The sequence below is a fragment of the Accumulibacter sp. genome (genome assembly GCF_029255125.1).
GTDB lineage: Bacteria > Pseudomonadota > Gammaproteobacteria > Burkholderiales > Rhodocyclaceae > Accumulibacter.
This window is the reverse complement of the sequence record NZ_JAPUVR010000122.1, coordinates 45,586-63,968: the sequence shown is the minus strand read 5'-3', so window position 1 is coordinate 63,968 and position 18,383 is coordinate 45,586. Positions and strand designations below refer to the sequence as shown.

Below are 18,383 nucleotides of genomic sequence, written 5' to 3'. Positions count from 1 at the left end.
GTCACGGGTGGGCCGATGGATCCCGTTTGCACGACCGAGGACCGCGCGCGCATGGCAGGGCGTTACGCGCTTGATCACATGTTCACGGTTGCCGAAGTCACGCTACGGCTAGCGTTCCGGCGAGCGCTCGGCCAGCTACGCCGCCTGGCCGGTCGTTGGCTGCCGGTCTGGCTGGGCTTTGGCGCCGGCTGGGCGGTGGCGTGCAACCCGTTGCTTGAAGCATCGGCGGACGGTGAAGCGGCTGTTTTCCGTCCGCACAGCAATGCCTTCCTGCACTGCCAGGTTCACGAAGCGGTTTATCGTTCTGTCGTCGGCGCCTGGTTGCACCAGCGGCCGTCCGCGGCGCCGCCCCTGCGCACGCTCTATCTCGGCCGGGCGGTGAGCTTTCCGTGGATCTCGCGCCATCTGGCCGATGCCGCGCTGGCGAGCGCTGCCTGGGATGCGCGTCGCGGCAGGGCGCGACGTAGCGGTGGCGAGAACGCTCTGGTCGCCGCGCTGCTCAGCGCGGAGGCGTTTCGTTCGCGGCTCGATGAGCCCTTTGCCGGGTCGCCGTACGGCGTGCTCGGCGTCACCGCGGAAAAGGTCCTGGTCGGTCCGGCCGGCGAGCATTCTTCGGACGCGGCGGCGGTAGACCGGCGCGTTCCGTACGACGCCATGCTCTGGCTGCAGATCGGCGCACGTCGGCAACTGGACTAGGTGGCGGGAATTTTGCCACCCGGCGGGGCACCATCATTGGGTGCCGATCAGGTCTCGCCAGCCAGCAAGGCCGCCTTATGGAGCAGTCCGATGCTGACCCCGATCGCGGTTGGGCGGTTGAGGTTGCGCGGCAGCTTGCCGATCTTGCACCAGGCGAAAGCAGAATGCTCGAAGTTCAAGCGCGGCTCGAACTCGTGCTCGGTACGCAGCAGAAAGTAGTGCAGCTCGCGTAGCGCATCGACGTAGCCCAGGTGCTCGACCGCGGCGCCGCTGACCTTGCCGAAACGAAGAAGCTGGTCGCGCGTGCGTCTGATCCCCAGTTCCTCCGATAACTCGCGCAACAGCGCCTCCTCCGGGCTTTCGTCCGCGTCGACATGGCCACCAAAGAAGTTCCACACGCCGGGCTTGTTCATCGCTGGCGAACGACGACCGAAGAGGAAGGTATCGGTCGCCGTGCTGTGGATGATCGCCCAGGCACCGGCCTGCTGGTTGAACTTCATTTCTGCCAATCTCGCCGCCGACGAATCGGGCTGCCCGCTACGCGCGGGCTGATGCTCCGCCGTTCAGAAGCCGTGTCGTACCTGCGACAGGAAAGCGCGTGCCCGTTCATGCTCGGCTTGGGTGAAGAAAACCTCCGGCGTCGTGTCTTCCAGTATGACGCCGTCGTCGAAGAAGATGATCCGGTCGGCGACCTCGCGCGCGAAGCCCATTTCGTGCGTGACGACGAGCATCGTGATACCGCTGTAGGCCAGCTCGCGCATCACGGCGAGGACTTCATTGACCATTTCCGGATCGAGTGCCGAGGTAGGCTCGTCGAAGAGAAGTACTTTGGGGTCCATCGCCAAGGCGCGGGCAATCGCCACGCGTTGCTGCTGGCCGCCGGAAAGCTGCACCGGGTATTTGTCCGCCTGGCTCAGCAGGCCGACGCGTTCGAGCAGCGTGCGCGCCTTCTGCTCGGCCGCCGCACGCTCCATCTTGCGCACACGCATCGGCGCCAGTGTGATGTTGCGCAGGATCGTCAGGTGAGTGAAGAGGTTGAAGCTCTGGAAGACCATTCCAACTTCGCGGCGGATGGCGTCGAGGTTCTTCAGGTCGTCGTTGAGAACGATGCCGTCGATCACGATCTCGCCCGAATCGTGCGTTTCGAGACGATTCAGCGTGCGCAGAAAGGTCGACTTGCCGGAGCCGGACGGTCCGACGATGGCCGTCACCTGGCCTTCATAGAAGACCGCCGAGACCTTTTTCAAGGCGTGGAACGAGCCGAATCGCTTGTCGACCTGGCGCGCCTCGATGATCGGTCGCAAGCTTGTGTCGGGGCTGGGTGCCGGGCTGTTCATGCGGCTTCGCTCAGCGCTGCTGGCCGGTGTTGAGCTGCGCTTCGAGCGCCGCCGTGAGTGTCGTGAAAGCGGTCGTCAGAATCAGGTAGATCACCGCGGTGGTGACGAAGACGGGGATCGGCTGGTAGCTCTCCGCCTGGACGCGATAGCCGACCATGGTCAGCTCGACGACGCTGATCGCGTAGGCGAGCGACGAGTCCTTGACCAGCGAGGCGAGATTGTTGGCCAGCGCGGGTAGCGCGACGCGCATGCTCTGCGGCAGGACAACGTCCATGAAGGTCTGTACCGGCGTCAGGCCAAGCGCCCGCGCAGCTTCGACCTGCCCCCAGGGGACGGCGAGAATCCCGGCACGCACGCATTCGGTGTTGTAAGCCCCGACATTCAGTGCCAAAGCGATCGCCGCACAGGCGAAATCGGACAACACGATGTCCTCGGGCAGGATCGACGGCGCCGCCAGCCAGACGAACAGAATCTGCAGCAGCAAGGGGGTGCCGCGAATCAGCCAGACGTAGGCGTCGCAGAGTCGGCGCAGCGGCCAGAAACGCGAGAGCTTGCCGACGCCGGCGAGAACGCCGATGACGATGCCCGAACTGCCGGCTACCAGCGTCAGCCAGACGGTAATCCGGGCGCCGTCGGCGAATTGCTCGGCGGCCGGACCGATCGGCTCAGGAGCGGCGGCGAGCGGTATCGCCAGTCCCCAGAGAAAGGCGAGCAGCCCGGCCATGGCGGCAAACATTGCCCAGCCGGGGTAGCGCGTCGCCCAGTTCATCGTTGGTCGCTGGTGCTATGAGCGGCAGGAAATGTCCTCTTTGAAGTACTTCTCGGACAGCGCACGGTAGGTGCCGTCCTTCATCAGATCGGCCAGCGCCTGATTAAGCTTGTCGGCGAGTTCCTTGTTGTTCTTGCGCAGGATCATCGAAACGCGCTCGACGAAGACCAGATCGCCAGCGACGATTCCTGCCTTCGGGTTCTTGTCGAGCGTCGCCTTGACCGTAAACTTGTCCGAAATCCACGCTTCGACCTTCTTCGCGCGGAGCGCTGAAAACGCTTCCGGATCGCCCTTGTACGTCTTTATTTCCTTGATGCCATTGATCTTCTTGGCGGCGTCGGCGTAGCTGGTGGCGAGTTGTACGCCGACCGTCTTGCCGCTCAGTGCGGTGACGGTGAGCGGGCCGCCGGCGCGCGCCGCGATCTGCCCGCCGGTGCAGTAATGCGGGTTGGCGAAGTCGACCGATTTCGCGCGCTCTTCGGTGTAACCGTGCGAGGCGATTGCAAAGTCGAAGCGGTCCTGCTGCAGCGCAGCCAATTGTGCGTCGAAAGGTACGACCTTCCACTCCAGCTTCAGGCCAAGCTTGCGCGCGATGGCTTCGCCGAGTTCGACTTCGAAGCCGGTGAGCTTGGCGCCCTCGTAGTAGTTGAAGGGCTGAAAACCACCCTCAGTGGCGGCGATGATCGTTCCCGAGCTCTTGACGACGTTCCATTCGCGTGCGTCGGCTGGGCCGGCAAGGATCAGCAACAGGGGCAGGGCGGCTTGCAAGAAGCTGACTGGGAATCGCATGGCACCTCCTTCAAAGAAATGAACCGGTCCCGCCTGGGGACCGCCTGGTGAGCACGAAAAGGCGAACAAGCCCGGGGTTGCCGAGGCAAACCGGAAAGGCACGCAAGGGTACAACAAATAAGGCCTGCCGAGCGCACGCCGGAAGGCTGTTTAGTGCGCAGAATTTGCCCCAGGGCAAGTCGCGCAACGCCCGGAGCGGCGGAACCGGGCGCGCTGGTCGGTGATTCGCCCGGTCAGGCCGGCGCTTGAATCAGGGCAGGCTGGGCCGGATGAAGCGCTCATCGCTGGTCAGCGTGCCGAGGAAGGCGACGATCTGCGCGATTTCTTCTTCGGACAGCTTGCGGTCTACGAGCAGCGGGCTTCGTTGCGGATCAGCCCCGCCACCGGCCGCCATGTAACGCACCGCGTCTTCCAGGCGGCCGACGCTGCCGTCGTGAAAGTAGGGTCCGGAAAGGCCAACCGAGCGTAGTGTCGGCGTCTTGAACGCATGCAGATCCTGCGCGTCTTTGCTGATCGTCTGGCGGCCGGAGTCAGGTCGGCTCTTGCCGGCTTCCAGGCCGATATTGTGGAAACGATTGTCGGTATATAACGGCGGCGTATGGCAACTCGCGCAGCCGGCCTTGCCGATGAACAGTTCGTGCCCGGCGATCGCCGCCGCTGGTACCGCCGTCGAATCGCCAGCGAGGTAGCGATCCCACGGCGACTCACCGCTGTTCAGTGTGCGCAGGAAGGTGGCCAGAGCGCGCGGGATGTTGTCTGCCGTCGGTTCGCTTCCGAAGACGGCCTGGAACTGGTTGCGGTAGGCGGCGACGGTGCCGATGAGCGCTGCAGTCCGTTGTGGGTCGGCGCCGATCTGCGCTTTCCAGGCGGCCGCGATCTGACCCTCGAGCGTTCGCGCGCGTCCGTCCCAGTACCATGCGTCGGCGTAGCCGGTGTTGTAGAGCGTCGGCGTGTGTCGGGTGTTCATCTCGCCACCCACTTTGCGCGAGAGGGCAAGCCCATCCGTCCAGCCAAGGTGGCGGTAGTGGCAGCCCTCGCAGGACGTGCTGCCGTCGCCCGAGAGCCGTTTATCGAAGAACAACTGTTTGCCGAGGGCCGCTTTTGCTGGCGTTGTCGGATTGTCGGGCGGATCCGGTGGTGGCGGCAGCGCCGATGAGCGCGGATACGAAACGTCTTCCTGCGGCAGCGAAACGCAGCCGATCAGCAGGGCGCCGAGTACGCTGCACAGCAGCGCCGCGCGCTTGGTCGTGGCAATCATTCGTTGTGCTCCTCCTTGGGTGAATGGTCGGCAAGTCTACCCCACTCGGTCAGGCTCGCTGCTGCTCACCATGCGGCCGAACAGGTAGTAGGCGAGAAAAAGCGCGCCCAGCGGGTAAGCCGGGTTGAGCAGCAAGCCGTACTGCGTATAGGCGGGGACCGTCGCTGCCAGATAAGCGACGATGGCTCCGCCAAGCAGCATGACCCGCCAATAGCGACGCAGGTCCGCACAAACGCGGCGCAGCCAGCCGCCCGCGGCGGCGAACGCCAGCATGACGACGAACTGGGCAAGCGGGTTCAGCTGGCGTACGTGGATGCCCTGCAGCAGGTTGTTGAGCACCTCGGCATGCAGTTCGACGCCTGCTCGCCATTCGCTGGCGAGTCCGCGGCGGACGAGAAACTGGTCGCCCTCCTGGCGCGCGTCGCCAACCAGGACAATGCGATCAGCCAGGTGGATGTCGCCGACGGCTGCGGTCGATGAAGTGAATTGCTCGTAGTCGTAGCGTGCTTGTCCGGTGCGCCAGGCGGCGGCCGGCGCCAGACGAATCAGCATCGTCGCGACTAGGTCGTCTTCAGCCAGCAAGGGACAGTCGCGGCTGGCCTGTCCCGATGCTTCGAGCTGCCGGCCGACCGGCTGCAAGGCGCCCTGCCAGAGCGTTTGCGCGCCGGCGCCGACCAGCGTCAGTTGCTGGTGTTGCGCGTCGACGACGGCAAGCTGGCCGCCAGCGGCGAGCGCACTGATGGCGATCAGGCTGCGTCGTCCGGCAAGTGCCGGCGGATCGCCGGATGTTGCGTCCCTGCCTGCCTTGACGACAGCAAGCGGCGCCAGCGAAGCGTAGCCCAGCCGACCGCCGAGACAGAGCAGGCCGCCGTCAACCAGCGCGGGCAAACCCGGCAGCATTGCCGGCTGGCTGTCGAGCAGGCGCCGAACGCCAACGATGACACGTGTTCCGCGCTCTCGAGCGCGCCCGATCGCAGCGAGAAAGTCTTCGTCGGCTGCCGTTGTTCGTTCGAAGAACACGTCGAACACGATCAGTTTGGCACCTGCCTCGCTCAGCCGGTCGATGATCTGCGCGTGCGCCCGCCGCCAGGCAGGCCCCGGCCGCCCGAGGCGCGCCTCGCTTGCCTCGGAGAAACCGACGATGGCGATCCGGTCGCTCACTGCCGGTGGCGCGAGCTGGTCGCCGATCGCCATCGTGTAGCTCGCCAGGCGCGCGTCGATGCCCAGTGCATCGAACAACTGCACCCAGGCAAACAGCACCATGGTCAAGGCGATACCGACGAGGGCAGGCTGCTGCCACCGGTAGACGCGCTCGGCCCTGGCCATCCCGGCGAACTGGGCCAGCAACGATGGGCGCCGCTCGATTTGCCGGATCAGCGCGTCGAGGTCGAGCTGAAAGCGGTGGTCGTCGAGTTCATGCGCCTGGCGGCGCGCCAACTCGGCGATGGTCGCCGGCAGGTCGCTGCTTGCCGGCATGCGCGCACCGCCGACGAGCACTGGAATCAGGCGTTTGCCCTGGGCAAGCGCGCTTGCCAGTTCGTAGCGCACGAAATCGTCCGCCTGTGCGAGCCGACGTCCCTGGGCATTGCTCGCGTCCAGCCAGTGCGGCCCGATCACCGCGACGACGATGTCGCAGGCGGCGATCTGGTCGGCCAGGACGCGGGTGAAGTCGTCACCCGCTTTGATCTGGCCAAGGTCCATGAAAACCCGGTCGACGCCGAAATGCGCGGCCAAGTTGTCGTGCAGGCGCCCGGCGTAAGCGATGCTGTCCTCGCGCCGATAGCTGATGAATATTCTGCTCACGAATCAACCGTGGCGGCAACAAAGCGGCTTCGCTGGCCGCCGACAGGCGCGCCTCACGATGCTCAGCGACGACGTGCCGGTCCCAGCGGATCCTGGGGGCTGGCGTCATCCGCGGCCGGCCGGTCGGGCGTGCGCCGGCGGCGATCGTGCTCGCGTTCGTTGTGCGACTGGCTGCCGATCGCCACGGCACCCGCGGTAATCGCGGCGCCGACGAGAAGTGCGGTGCCGATGCCGGCGTAGCTGGGGACGATCTGGTCGAGACTGTCTATGCGGCTTCTGATTGCCTCGACTTCACCGGGTGCTGCCAGGCCGATATCAAGCAGGTCGGGCCCGCTGAGGCGGGCTGTTTGCCCGACGCCGAGCGACTTCTTCGGCCATGCGAGGTTGGGTGAGCTGAGGCTGACGCGGTCCTCGGCGACGGTGACCTGAAGGCGCTCTCCGGGATCGACGCGAACGAGATATTCGGTGCCTTCGGAGGCTGCTGTGGCGTACTTCGTGTCGACGCGAAAATAGCCTCTGGCCTTGACCAGCACTTCACCGAGGTAGACGAGAAGGCTGCCGAGCTGCACTTGGCTGTTCGGTTGGACATACGCGCGCGCGCCGCTGAAGAAGCTGACCACCGCCGTCGAACGAGCGTCGGTGCGCAACTCGTCGCCCGCCTGCAGGGCCATGCCGGGCGTCACGCTCAGGAGCATGCCTTGGCGCGCCAGGTCGACCCCCGGCGGGTCGCCGCTGGCTACCAGTTGACCGTCACGGACGATGTCGAGGGTGAGCGAAGCACACCCCGTCAGGCCCAGGCAGGCGAGCAGGAGCAGGAACAGCCGGGTGTGGATCGACCGTGAGAATCCGGAATGGCCGCTGACTGTTCGTTCTCGTAAGCTCATTGCTTCGTCCCCCCACGCTGATCGGCCAAGCTGAGCAGCCTGGTTTGCGCCAGCCGCTCGCAGGCTGTTCGCTTGGGCAAGCGAACGCAGCATTATATCGGCCTAAGACAGCCGGCCAAGGCGCACGTTCGACCGCCTGCCAAGCTGCTCGGCGATCAGGCCGGCCGTCGTCGACGCAGCCTTTCCGCGCGTGTTCTGCTGCCCTGTGCGGCTCAAGGGGCCAGGCGTTCGTGAATCCATTGTCGGGTGCCGTCCAGCCGGTAGCGCAGTCGATCGTGCAAGCGGCTTTTTCGGCCCTGCCAGAATTCCCAGGTGTCAGGTTGTAAGCGGTAACCCCCCCAATGCGGCGGGCGCGGTGGGTCGAGCAGAAAACGCGCGGCATAGCGTGCGGCGGCGGCGATCAACACACCGCGGTCGGCAATGACCTGGCTTTGCGGGCTTGCCCAGGCGCCGATGCGTGAATCGAGCGGCCGGCTGGCGAAGTAGGCGTCGCTTTCCGCTGCGGCCAGCTTTTCGACCCGGCCCTCGATACGTACGACGCGCTCGAGCTCTACCCAGTGGAACTGCAGGGCAGCCCATGGGTTGTTCGCCAGCTCGCGTCCCTTGCGGCTCTCGTAGTTGGTGAACCAGGTCAGACCGTGCTCGTCGTAGCTCTTGATCAGTACGATGCGCGTGGACGGGCGCTGGCGGCTGTCCACGGTGGCCAGCGTCATGGCGTTCGGTTCGGGAAGCTGGGCCGCAATGGCCTCCTGGAACCACTGAGCGAACTGCGCCAGTGGATCGGCGTGCGACGACTCCTCGCTGAGTTTGCCGCGTTCGTAGCTCTTGCGCAGGGTGGCCAGGTCGGTCATTTTTCGCGGTCTCCGTGATCTGTCGAACGTTCGTGTTTGCCCGTCCTGCCCAGCCAGGCGCGACGCAGGGCGTTGCCGCGTTGGCCGACGTGCAGCTTGTGCCGATCGGCAGCAGGGGCGGCCAGTTCGACCGAAAAAACGCGCAATTCGTCGCGTCGGAAGGCGAGGATTTCGACGCGCTGGCCGGCTTTGCGCCGGCCGAGCAGGCGCTCGAAGCTGTGCGGCGTTACGCGCAGCCCGTCGAGGGCGACGAGCAGATCACCCGCCGACAACCCGGCGATCTGCGCCGGGCTGTCGCTGTAGACCGTCGTCAAACGGACTTCGTCGCCAGCATCGGCGGTGTCCACCCCGAGTTGCGGCGTTGTCGACGCGGTGCTGTGCGTCAGTCGGACGCCGAACGGCTTGAGCAGGTCGGCCAGCGCCAGATCGTCGGTGCTCTGCACGGCCGCCGTAAAGAAGCTGGCCAGCGGGATGCCCGAGAGTTCTTCGGCTATCCGCTGGAGGTCGTCGTCTTCGATTCCCGGGCTGCCCGCATCGCGGCCGAACCGTTGCCAGAGCGTCCGCATGACGTCATCCAGGCTGACCCGACTGGCGGTTCCGGCGCGCAGCGTCAAATCGAGGGCGAGGGCGACGAGCGCACCCTTGGCGTAGTAGCTGACGCTCGCATTCGGCGTGTTCTCGTCCGGTCGATAGTACTTCGTCCAGGCGTCGAAACTCGCTTCGGCCAGCGTCTGAACGTGCCGTCCGGGGGCGCGCTGAACCTTGTCGATCGTCCTGGCAAGTCCGTCCAGCCACTGCTTGCGGCTGATCAGGCGGCAGCGCAGGAGAGCCAGATCGTCATAGTACGAAGTGAAACCCTCGAATGCCCAGAGCAGCGTCGTGTAGGTTTCAGCCTCGAGCTGATACGGGCAGAAGGCGGCAGGCTTGATGCGCTTGACGTTCCAGGTGTGGAAATACTCGTGGCTGCACAGGCCGAGGAAGGCGCGATAGCGTTCGGGGGTGCCGCGCATGCCGGCGTAGGGTAGATCGTCGCGGGAACAGAGTAGCGCCGTCGAGGCACGATGTTCGAGTCCGCCGTAGGCTTCCCCGACGGCGGTGATCAGGAACACGTAGGCGGGCATCGGTGCGGGTTCGCCGAAGAAACGAATCTGCCATTCGCAAAGGCGCTGCAGATCGCTGGTCAGGCGGTTCAGATCGGCGTCGTGGCGGCCGCTGATGGCGACTTCGTGGCGAACGCCGCAGGCAGTGAAGGCGGCATGCGCGAAGCTTCCCATTTCAACCGGATGATCAATCAGCTCGTCGTAGTCGGCGGCGCGGTAGAGGCCAAAGCCATGCGGTTTGGCGCAGCCCTTTTCGCCGCTGGCGGGCGCCAGAGCGGTCGCTACCCGCCAATGCGCAAACGCCTTCCCGCGCGGCGGCTGAATATCGACCAGGCAGGGCAGATGCTCGTGGCCAAGCGGGCGCAGGAAAACACTGGTGCCGTTGTAGAAGGCGTGCGACTGGTCGAGATGTGCGGCGCGCACCGAGAGATCCCAGGCGTATACCTGGTAGATTAGCGTCAGCGGGCGGCGCTCTTTGGTGGCTGCCGCTTGCCAGGTCTGCTTGTCGATCTTCTCCAGGCGTAGCGCTTGCCCAGACGACTCGGCACGGATCGCCACGACATGGCGCGCAAAGTCGCGAATCATGTAGCTGCCGGGAATCCAGGCCGGGAGAGCGAAACCTTGACCACCCACCGCGGGGTTGCGCAGCGTACAGCGAATTTCGAACAGATGCGCGTGCACATTGCTCGGCTGAATGCGGTAGAGGATGGGTGCGGCTGGCATGCCGTTGCTTCGTCTGGAGTCGCTGATGGATTCTCCCGGGCATGTCGCGCCGGTGAGCGACGCAGCAAACCCTTGCCGACAGGCGGGGAGAGGGGACGGTCATCGCTCTGTCCATCCAGAATGCCTGGCGAAAGTCGTGACCTGTACGCGAATTGTAAGGCATCCGCGCGGTCGAACGGCGAGCGCTGCGGGTACTGCGCTTCGCGCGTTCACTCGTCTGGCGCGCGGAGGTCGAGAGCGGGCGGCTGATCGCGCGTAAACCATGCATGGGTCATTGCTTGGTTTCGCGCGCAAGTCGTGCCACAATCATGAGCCCCGGGTGCTCACCCGACAAACGACTCGTATTTTGGAGAGGAAGGAGAAACCCATGAAGAAGAATATGACGCGCCAGGTGCTGGCGCTCGCGTTAGCTACTGGCATGCTGTCGGCAACACCGCTGCTGGCCCAGGAGCTCACCGGTACACTGAAGAAGATCAAGGATACCGGGATCATTGCCCTGGGCCATCGCGAATCGTCGATCCCCTTTTCGTATTACGACGACAAGCAGCAGGTCATCGGCTACTCGCATGAGCTGATGCTCAAGGTCGTCGATGCGGTGAAGACCGAACTCAAGATGGCCAAGCTCGACACCAAGCTGATGCCGGTCACCTCGGCCAACCGCATCACGCTGGTACAAAACGGTTCAGTCGATATCGAATGCGGTTCGACGACGAACAATACCGAACGTCAAAAGCAGGTCAGCTTCTCGAACAGCATTTTCGCCATCGGGACGCGTCTGATGACGAAGACGAATTCCGGCATCAAGGATTTTCCGGACCTGGCTGGCAAGAACGTCGTGACGACCGCCGGGACGACTTCCGAGCGCCTTCTGCGCCGGATGAACGAAGAGAAGCAGATGAAGATGAACGTGATCAGCGCCAAGGACCACGGCGAATCGTTCCTGACGCTGGAAACCGGTCGCGCGGTCGCTTTCATGATGGACGACGCGCTGCTCTACGGCGAAATGGCCAAGGCCAAACGCGCCAGTGACTGGGCGGTGGTCGGCACACCACAATCTTTCGAGGCGTATGGCTGCATGATGCGCAAGGATGATCCGGCGTTCAAGAAGGTTGTCGACGCGGCGTTGGCCAAGGCGATGACCTCGGGTGAAGCGGAGAAGATCTACGCCAAATGGTTCCTGCAGCCGATTCCGCCGAAAGGTCTGAACCTCAACTTCCCGCTTTCCGATGTCGTGAAAGCGCTCTACAAGGCGCCTAACGACAAAGCCTTCGACTGATGGCTTATAACTGGAACTGGGGCGTTTTTCTGCAGCCGACGGCGACGGGCGACGATACCTATCTTGGCTGGATGTTCTATGGCTTCAAGATGACCATCGCCCTGTCGCTCTCCGCCTGGCTGATTGCCCTGGCGGTGGGCGCGGTGGTCGGCATCCTGCGCACGGTGCCGAACAAATTGCTGGCAGGAATCGCCACTGCCTATGTCGAGGTCTTCCGCAACATTCCACTGCTCGTGCAGCTTTTTCTCTGGTATTTCGTCATGCCCGAGCTGCTGCCCGAGCAACTCGGCAATGCCTTCAAGCAAACCAACCCGATACTCCAGCAGTTTCTCGCCTCGATGGTTTGCCTTGCCTTGTTTACCAGCGCGCGGGTGGCTGAACAGGTTCGTTCGGGAATCAATTCGCTGCCGCCGGGGCAGAAGAACGCCGGACTGGCGATGGGCTTCACGCTGGCGCAGACCTATCGCCATGTTCTACTGCCGATGGCCGTCCGTCTGATCGTTCCCCCGCTGACGTCCGAGTTCCTCAACATCTTCAAGAACTCGGCGGTCTGCTCGACGATCGGTCTCCTTGAACTGGCGGCGCAGGGCCGGCAACTCGTCGACTACACGGCGCAGCCTTATGAGTCGTTCATCGCGGTCACCCTTGCCTACCTGACGATCAACGTCGTCGTCATGTTCGGCATGCGCTGGGTCGAAGCGCGCGTGCGCGTCCCGGGCTACATCGGAGCTAAGTGAGATGCACGAATTCGATTGGTCGTCGATTCCCAACGCGCTGCCGTTTCTCTGGGACGGGATGAAGATTTCGCTGGAGATTACGCTCAGCGCGGTTGTTTTCGGCATCGTCTGGGGTACCCTGCTGGCGCTCATGCGCCTGTCGTCGGTCAGCGTTCTCTCCTGGTTTGCCGCTGCCTACGTCAATCTCTTCCGCGCGGTGCCGTTGGTCATGGTGCTGCTGTGGTTCTTCCTCATCGTCCCGCACCTGCTTGAAAGGCTTTTCGGTCTGCCGCCGGGGTCGGACGTGCGTCTGGCTTCGGCGATCGCCGGTTTTGCCCTGTTCGAAGCCGCGTACTATTCGGAGATCATTCGCGCCGGAATACAGTCGGTGCCCAAGGGCCAGATGGCTGCGGCGAGTGCGCTCGGCATGACCTACGGCCAGTCGATGCGCCTGGTCGTCCTGCCGCAGGCTTTTCGCAACATGGTGCCGCTGCTGCTGACGCAGGGGATCATCCTCTTCCAGGATACGTCCCTGGTCTATGTGTCGGCGCTCGCCGACTTTTTCGGAGCGGCTTACAAGGTGGGCGATCGCGATGGCCGGCTGGTTGAACTGCTGCTCTTTGCCGGCGTGGTCTATTTCATCATCTGTTTTGCCGCATCAAGACTGGTTCGCCATTTCCAGAACCGGCTGAAAACCGCGTGAGCGGTTGCGGCAGCGCGGACGCAAGGAGTATTCGATGATTTCGATGAACAAGGTCAGCAAGCATTTCGGCACGTTCCAGGTGCTCACTGACTGTACGACGCAGGTCCACAAGGGAGAAGTGATCGTAGTCTGTGGGCCTTCGGGTTCGGGCAAGTCGACGCTGATCAAATGCGTCAATGGGCTGGAGCCTTTCCAGAGTGGGGAGATCATCGTCAACGGCGTATCGGTCGGCGATCCGAAAACCAACCTGTCCAAGCTGCGGTCGACGGTCGGCATGGTCTTCCAGAACTTCGAGCTCTTCCCGCACATGAAAATCATCGACAACCTGTGCATTGCCCAGGTCAAGGTACTCGGTCGCAGCCTCGAACAGGCGCGCGAGAAGGGGAGCAAGCTGCTGGAGCGCGTTGGCTTGCGCGAACAGGCGGAAAAGTTCCCGGGCCAGCTTTCCGGCGGACAGCAGCAGCGCGTGGCCATTGCCCGGGCGCTGGCGATGGACCCGATCTGCATGCTGTTCGACGAGCCGACCTCGGCACTCGACCCGGAAATGGTCAACGAGGTGCTCGACGTGATGACCGAACTGGCGCAGGAAGGGATGACGATGATGTGCGTGACGCATGAAATGGGTTTTGCCCGGCGCGTCGCCAGTCGGGTGATCTTCATGGACCAGGGGCGTATCGTCGAAGACGACAGCAAGGAGGCGTTTTTCCAGAATCCCCGTTCGGAGCGTGCGCAACAGTTTCTCGCCAAGATTCTTCACCACTGACCCGCGCGGGAGGCGTGCGCCATGGCAGCGTTCAGCGAATCGATCGTCACCCTGCGCGGCAATCTGCGTGATGTCGCCGACCGTCACAAGTTATCGACGGGAGTGCGCGAATTCCTCGACACCTACTTCGCCGATGTCGAGCTGACCGATGCCGGTGATGCCAGTCCGGAAGGACTTCTCGGCGCGGCCGTACAGCATTTCCGCCTGGGCGAGGAACGCCAGCCGGGCGAGGCCCGCGTCATGCTGTACACGCCGGACTTCGACCGCCACGGCTGGCATTCGCCGCATACCGTGCTGGATGTCGTCACCGACGATGTCCCGTTCCTGGTCGACTCGATCACGATGGTCGTCTACCGCCATGGTCTGGCCATCCATCGCCTCCTGCATCCCTTGCTTGGTGCGCTGCGCAGCGACGGCGGCCGGCTGCAGCGTACCCGACCGCGCGGCAGCGAGGGAACTCAGGCCGAGTCGTGGATACACCTGGAAATCGATCGCGTCGGCGCTGATGCCTTGCCCGCCTTGCGCGAGGAAATCGTCGCCGTGCTCGCCGATGTGCGCAGCGCGGTCGACGACGGCGCGGCGATGTATCAGCGCATGCATGCAGCGCGCGACGAAGTGGCCGTTTCGGCCGCGTTCGAGCGCGATGAAACGGCCGCCTACCTGGCCTGGGTGGTCGCCAACAATTTCGTTTTTCTGGGCAGTGCGGATTACCAGTCGGTGGCCGGTGAAAGCGTTCTCGTGCGCGTCGCCGATAGCGGCCTGGGAATCCTGCGCGATGTCGCGCATCCGCGCTTCGGTCGCTGCCTGAGCGGAATTCCAGGCGCGATCGCTGAACTCGGCAAAGATCCGGCGGCGGTGATTCTGGTCAAGGCGGATACGCGCTCGACCGTGCATCGCTCGGCGTACCTCGATTTCATCGGCGTCAAACGCTTTGCCGAGGACGGCAGGATCATCGGGCTACGCGCTTTCGTCGGGCTATACACGGCGCAGGTCTACCACGTAGCGGCGACTGACATTCCGCTCCTGCGGCGCAAACTGTCGGCAGTCGTCGAGGCGATTGGTTTTCTGCCGCGCAGCCATCGCGACAAGACGCTGGTCAACGTGCTCCAGACGTACCCGCGCGACGAATTGATCGAAATCGCGCGCGACGACCTGGTGCGCATTGCGCGTGGCATCGTCTCTCTGCACGAGCGCGAACAGGTGCGCGTCTTCCTGCGCAATGACGCATGGGGGCGCTACGTTTCGGCGATGGTATACATGCCGCGTGACCATTTCGACACGACCGTCCGGCGGCGGATTTCGGCGCTCCTGCAGGATACCCTGGCGGCCGATCAGGTCGATTACTTCGTGATGCTCGGCGAATCGCGGCTGGCGCGCCTGCATTTCATCGCTCGCACGCCTTTCGGTACGCGCTATCAGTACGACGGCGAGGCCATCGAACGTCAGGTTGCCCGCATCGTGCGCGGGTGGACCGACGAGTTGAAGCAGAACCTCGTCGCGCATTACGGCGAGGAACACGGCAATCGCTTGCTGCGCCGCTACGCCGGCGAGTTGCCCCTGTCCTATCAGGAATGCGTCACGCCGGCGGGCGCGGTATCCGACCTCGAGCGCCTCGAAACGGCCGAGCGCAGCGGTCAGGTCGAGGTCAAGCTGAGCAACGCGCCGGGCGACGACGCCTCGCACCAGCGTCTGAAGCTTTTTCGTCGTGGCCGTCCGCGGCCCTTGTCGACCATCCTGCCGATGCTCGAGAACATGGGTCTGACGGTGCTCTCCGAGCAGCCGTTCTCCTTGCCGGCGAGTGACCTGCAGATCGCCGACTTTGCCGTTCAGTTGCCGCAGGCGGCGACGCTTGACGACGAAGCCACGCGCCGGGCCTTCGTCGAGCTGCTCGAAGCCTTGCTTCGCGAGCAGGCCGAAAACGACGGTTTCAACCGTCTGGCGCTGCTTGCCGGAATTGATCGCCGGCAGATCGGCATCCTGCGCGCGTACAGCCGCTACCTTCGGCAGACCGGTCTGCCGTTCAGCCAGACTTCGGTCGAGCGCTGTCTGGCGGCGCATTTCCGCATTGCCCGCCATCTCGTCGAACTGTTCGCGGCGCTCTTTGCAGCGCAGGCCGACGAGCAGCGCGCGGCGGCACTGAGCGACGAACTGAACGCTGCCCTGTTGCAGGTGAGCAATCCCGACGACGACCGCATCCTTGCCGCGCTGCATACCGTGATCCAGGCGACTTTGCGCACGAACGCCTATCAGACCGACGCCAGCGGTCGGGCAAAGGACTACCTGTCGTTCAAGTTGTCCTCGCGCGACATACCTTTCCTGCCCGCGCCGGTGCCACTGTACGAGATCTTCGTCTATAGCGAACGCGTCGAAGGCGTTCATCTGCGCGGGGCGCGTGTGGCGCGTGGTGGCTTGCGCTGGTCGGATCGCATGGAAGACTTCCGCACCGAGGTGCTCGGGCTGGTCAAGGCGCAGATGGTAAAGAACGCGGTGATCGTTCCGCTGGGTTCGAAAGGGGGTTTCGTCTGCAAGCGGCTGCCGCCGGCGAACGAACGCGAGGCGGTGCTCGCCGAGGGCGTCGCGTGTTATTCGCTGTTCATCCGCGGCCTGCTCGACCTGACCGACAATCTGGTCGACGGCAAGGTCGTCGCGCCGTCCGGCGTGCGTCGCCGCGACGGCGACGACCCTTACCTGGTCGTCGCTGCCGACAAGGGTACGGCGACTTTCTCCGACATTGCCAACGGGATTGCGGTCGATTACGGATTCTGGCTCGGCGACGCGTTTGCCTCCGGCGGTTCGGCCGGCTACGACCACAAGAAGATGGGCATCACCGCGCGCGGCGCGTGGGAGGCGGTCAAGCGGCATTTTCGCGAGCTCGGCGTCGATATCCAGCAACAGCCGTTCACCGTCATCGGCATTGGCGACATGTCGGGCGACGTCTTCGGCAACGGCATGTTGTTGTCGCGCGAGATTCGGCTGTTGGCAGCTTTCGACCATCGGCACATCTTCGTCGACCCGCAGCCCGACGCCGAGCGCAGCTTTGCCGAGCGCCAGCGACTGTTTGCCCTGCCGCGCTCATCGTGGGCGGACTACGATCGGGCGCTGATCTCCAGCGGCGGTGGCGTCTGGCCGCGCGACAGCAAGTCGATCCGCCTGTCGCGCGAGATGCGCGCCTGGCTGCGCTGCGACGCGCTGCAGATGACCCCGCCGGAACTGATCCGGGCCATTCTGCAGGCCAAGTGCGACCTGCTTTACAACGGCGGCATCGGGACTTACGTCAAGGCCAGCGGGCAAAGCCATCAGGAAGCGAGTGACCGGGCGAACGACGTGCTGCGCATCGACGGCAACCAGCTGCAGGCGCGCGTCGTCGGCGAAGGCGGCAACCTGGGAATCACGCAAAGGGGAAGAATCGAGTACGCGCTGAACGGTGGCCGCATCTTTACCGACGCGATCGACAACTCGGCGGGCGTCGACTGCTCGGACCACGAAGTGAATATCAAGATTCTCCTCTCCGGACTCGTGGCGCGCGGCGACATGACCGCCAAACAGCGCGACGCCCTGCTGGCCTCGATGACCGACGAGGTCGGCCAACTCGTCCTCGCCGATAATCGCCAGCAGACGCTGGCCATCGCGCTGGAAGCAGCGGCGGGGGTCGAACTGATCGAAGTTCACGGTCGCTTGATCCGCAATCTCGAAGCGCGCGGGGCCCTGCACCGCGCCATCGAATGTCTGCCGGACGACAAGGGTCTGGGCGAGCGCGCGCAGCAGAAGCGTGGCTTGACCGCACCGGAAATTGCTGTGCTGCTGGCCTATACCAAGATTTCGCTAAAAGAGGATCTCCTGGCGTCGTCGTTGCCGGACAGCGAAGAGGTGCACGAATTGCTCGTGAACTACTTCCCGGGCGTCCTGATCGAGCATTGCCGCGATCTCTTGCCCAGGCATCCGCTGCGGCGAGACATCACGACGACGCAACTGGTCAATCTGATGGTCAATCGCATGGGAACCACTTTCGTCATGCGGATCGGCGACGAGACGGCTGCGTCGGCGGCCGAAGTGGCCGCTGCCTGGTATGCGACGAACCGCGTGCTCGCGGCAGAAGAGATCTGGCACGAGCTCGAGCGCCTCGATGGCCTGCTGCCGGCAAGCAGGCAGATGGAACTGATGGCAAACCTGCGGGCAATGACCGGGCAGGTGACGCGTCTGTTGCTTGTCCGCCTGCGCTCCGGCGTGGCCCTGGGCCAGATCATCGACGACTACCGCCAGTCGGCGGCCGAGGTCATCGCCGAGCTGCGCGGTGCGCGGCGCGGCGTCGAAGCGATCACCGCGCTGATCGAGCAGCGTGCAGCGGTGATTGCGGTCATCGAACTGGTCAACCTGACGCACATTACCGGCCATTCTCTGGGCGAAGTGAAGCGAGGGCTCGAACGACTTGCCGAGCAACTTGATCTCGACTGGCTGGCGGCGGCGATCGGTCGTCTGCCGGCGGGCAATCGCTGGCAGGCAAGAGCCCGTTCGCAACTGGCGGCCGACCTTGCCGCGCTGCGCCAGCACCTCCTCCGGCAAGTCCTGGCCGACGCGCAACCGCCGACTGACAGGGCAGGCGCCGTGGTCGACGAACTCAAAGGCAGCGAGCCGCAGGATCTGGCGATGCTCTCGGCCGGGCTGGCCGAGATTCGCCGGCTGGTGGTCGCCTGAGGCGTTCGCCGAGGCGCTGAAGA

Annotated in this window: 15 protein-coding genes; 6 read left to right on the top strand and 9 right to left on the bottom strand. The window is 64.2% G+C overall.

What is annotated here, in order from left to right; translation table 11 throughout:
* Positions 1–51: 51 nt before the first annotated feature.
* Positions 52–696, top strand: a complete 645-nt coding sequence (locus Q1L59_RS12920) for a hypothetical protein (protein WP_300332798.1) — start codon at positions 52–54, stop codon at positions 694–696.
* A gap of 47 nt (positions 697–743) precedes the next feature.
* Here the strand turns inward: Q1L59_RS12920 and Q1L59_RS12915 are convergent, their stop codons facing one another.
* The 9 genes from Q1L59_RS12915 to Q1L59_RS12875 all read right to left on the bottom strand — a co-directional run bounded on the left by Q1L59_RS12915 (position 744) and on the right by Q1L59_RS12875 (position 10,210).
* Entirely contained in the window at positions 744–1,196 is a 453-nt protein-coding gene (locus tag Q1L59_RS12915) for an NUDIX domain-containing protein (RefSeq protein ID WP_300332796.1), read from the bottom strand.
* A 63-nt stretch (positions 1,197–1,259) separates the two neighbouring features.
* Positions 1,260–2,033, bottom strand: a complete 774-nt coding sequence (locus tag Q1L59_RS12910; protein WP_300332794.1) for an amino acid ABC transporter ATP-binding protein — start codon at positions 2,031–2,033, stop codon at positions 1,260–1,262.
* A 10-nt stretch (positions 2,034–2,043) separates the two neighbouring features.
* On the bottom strand, positions 2,044–2,802 hold the full coding sequence (locus tag Q1L59_RS12905; RefSeq protein WP_300332792.1) for an amino acid ABC transporter permease: 759 nt from the start codon (positions 2,800–2,802) through the stop codon (positions 2,044–2,046).
* A gap of 15 nt (positions 2,803–2,817) precedes the next feature.
* Positions 2,818–3,591: an ABC transporter substrate-binding protein gene (locus Q1L59_RS12900; RefSeq protein WP_300332790.1), complete on the bottom strand. Its 774-nt coding sequence runs from the start codon at positions 3,589–3,591 to the stop codon at positions 2,818–2,820.
* A gap of 250 nt (positions 3,592–3,841) precedes the next feature.
* Positions 3,842–4,849, bottom strand: coding sequence for a cytochrome c peroxidase (locus Q1L59_RS12895; RefSeq protein ID WP_300332788.1), 1,008 nt, complete (start codon positions 4,847–4,849; stop codon positions 3,842–3,844).
* Positions 4,850–4,885: 36 nt separating this feature from the next.
* Positions 4,886–6,652: a CHASE2 domain-containing protein gene (locus tag Q1L59_RS12890; protein ID WP_300332786.1), complete on the bottom strand. Its 1,767-nt coding sequence runs from the start codon at positions 6,650–6,652 to the stop codon at positions 4,886–4,888.
* Between the two features lie 62 nt (positions 6,653–6,714).
* On the bottom strand, positions 6,715–7,536 hold the full coding sequence (locus Q1L59_RS12885; protein WP_300332783.1) for a hypothetical protein: 822 nt from the start codon (positions 7,534–7,536) through the stop codon (positions 6,715–6,717).
* Between the two features lie 212 nt (positions 7,537–7,748).
* Complete coding sequence (gene pdxH / locus Q1L59_RS12880) at positions 7,749–8,387, bottom strand: pyridoxamine 5'-phosphate oxidase (protein ID WP_300332782.1); 639 nt, start codon at positions 8,385–8,387, stop codon at positions 7,749–7,751.
* Complete coding sequence (locus Q1L59_RS12875; protein WP_300332780.1) at positions 8,384–10,210, bottom strand: PDZ domain-containing protein; 1,827 nt, start codon at positions 10,208–10,210, stop codon at positions 8,384–8,386. The genes pdxH and Q1L59_RS12875 overlap by 4 nt, the downstream gene beginning before the upstream one ends.
* 367 nt (positions 10,211–10,577) lie before the next feature.
* Here Q1L59_RS12875 and Q1L59_RS12870 point away from each other — a divergent pair, with 367 nt between their 5' ends.
* From Q1L59_RS12870 to Q1L59_RS12850, 5 genes are read left to right on the top strand one after another with little or no spacing between them, the layout of a single operon-like run.
* The gene (locus Q1L59_RS12870; RefSeq protein WP_300332778.1) at positions 10,578–11,486 is read left to right on the top strand and encodes a glutamate/aspartate ABC transporter substrate-binding protein; all 909 of its coding nucleotides are present in this window, start codon (positions 10,578–10,580) and stop codon (positions 11,484–11,486) included.
* Positions 11,486–12,223 carry an amino acid ABC transporter permease gene (locus tag Q1L59_RS12865; protein WP_300332776.1) on the top strand — a complete coding sequence of 246 codons (738 nt, stop codon included), beginning with the start codon at positions 11,486–11,488 and terminating at the stop codon, positions 12,221–12,223. The genes Q1L59_RS12870 and Q1L59_RS12865 overlap by 1 nt, the downstream gene beginning before the upstream one ends.
* A 1-nt stretch (position 12,224) precedes the next feature.
* Complete coding sequence (gltK, locus tag Q1L59_RS12860) at positions 12,225–12,905, top strand: glutamate/aspartate ABC transporter permease GltK (RefSeq protein WP_300332774.1); 681 nt, start codon at positions 12,225–12,227, stop codon at positions 12,903–12,905.
* Positions 12,906–12,939: 34 nt separating this feature from the next.
* Positions 12,940–13,668, top strand: coding sequence for an amino acid ABC transporter ATP-binding protein (locus Q1L59_RS12855; protein WP_300332772.1), 729 nt, complete (start codon positions 12,940–12,942; stop codon positions 13,666–13,668).
* 21 nt (positions 13,669–13,689) lie between these two features.
* Positions 13,690–18,360 (top strand): NAD-glutamate dehydrogenase, encoded by a 4,671-nt coding sequence (locus Q1L59_RS12850; RefSeq protein WP_300332770.1) that lies wholly within the window; start codon positions 13,690–13,692, stop codon positions 18,358–18,360.
* Positions 18,361–18,383: the final 23 nt, after the last annotated feature.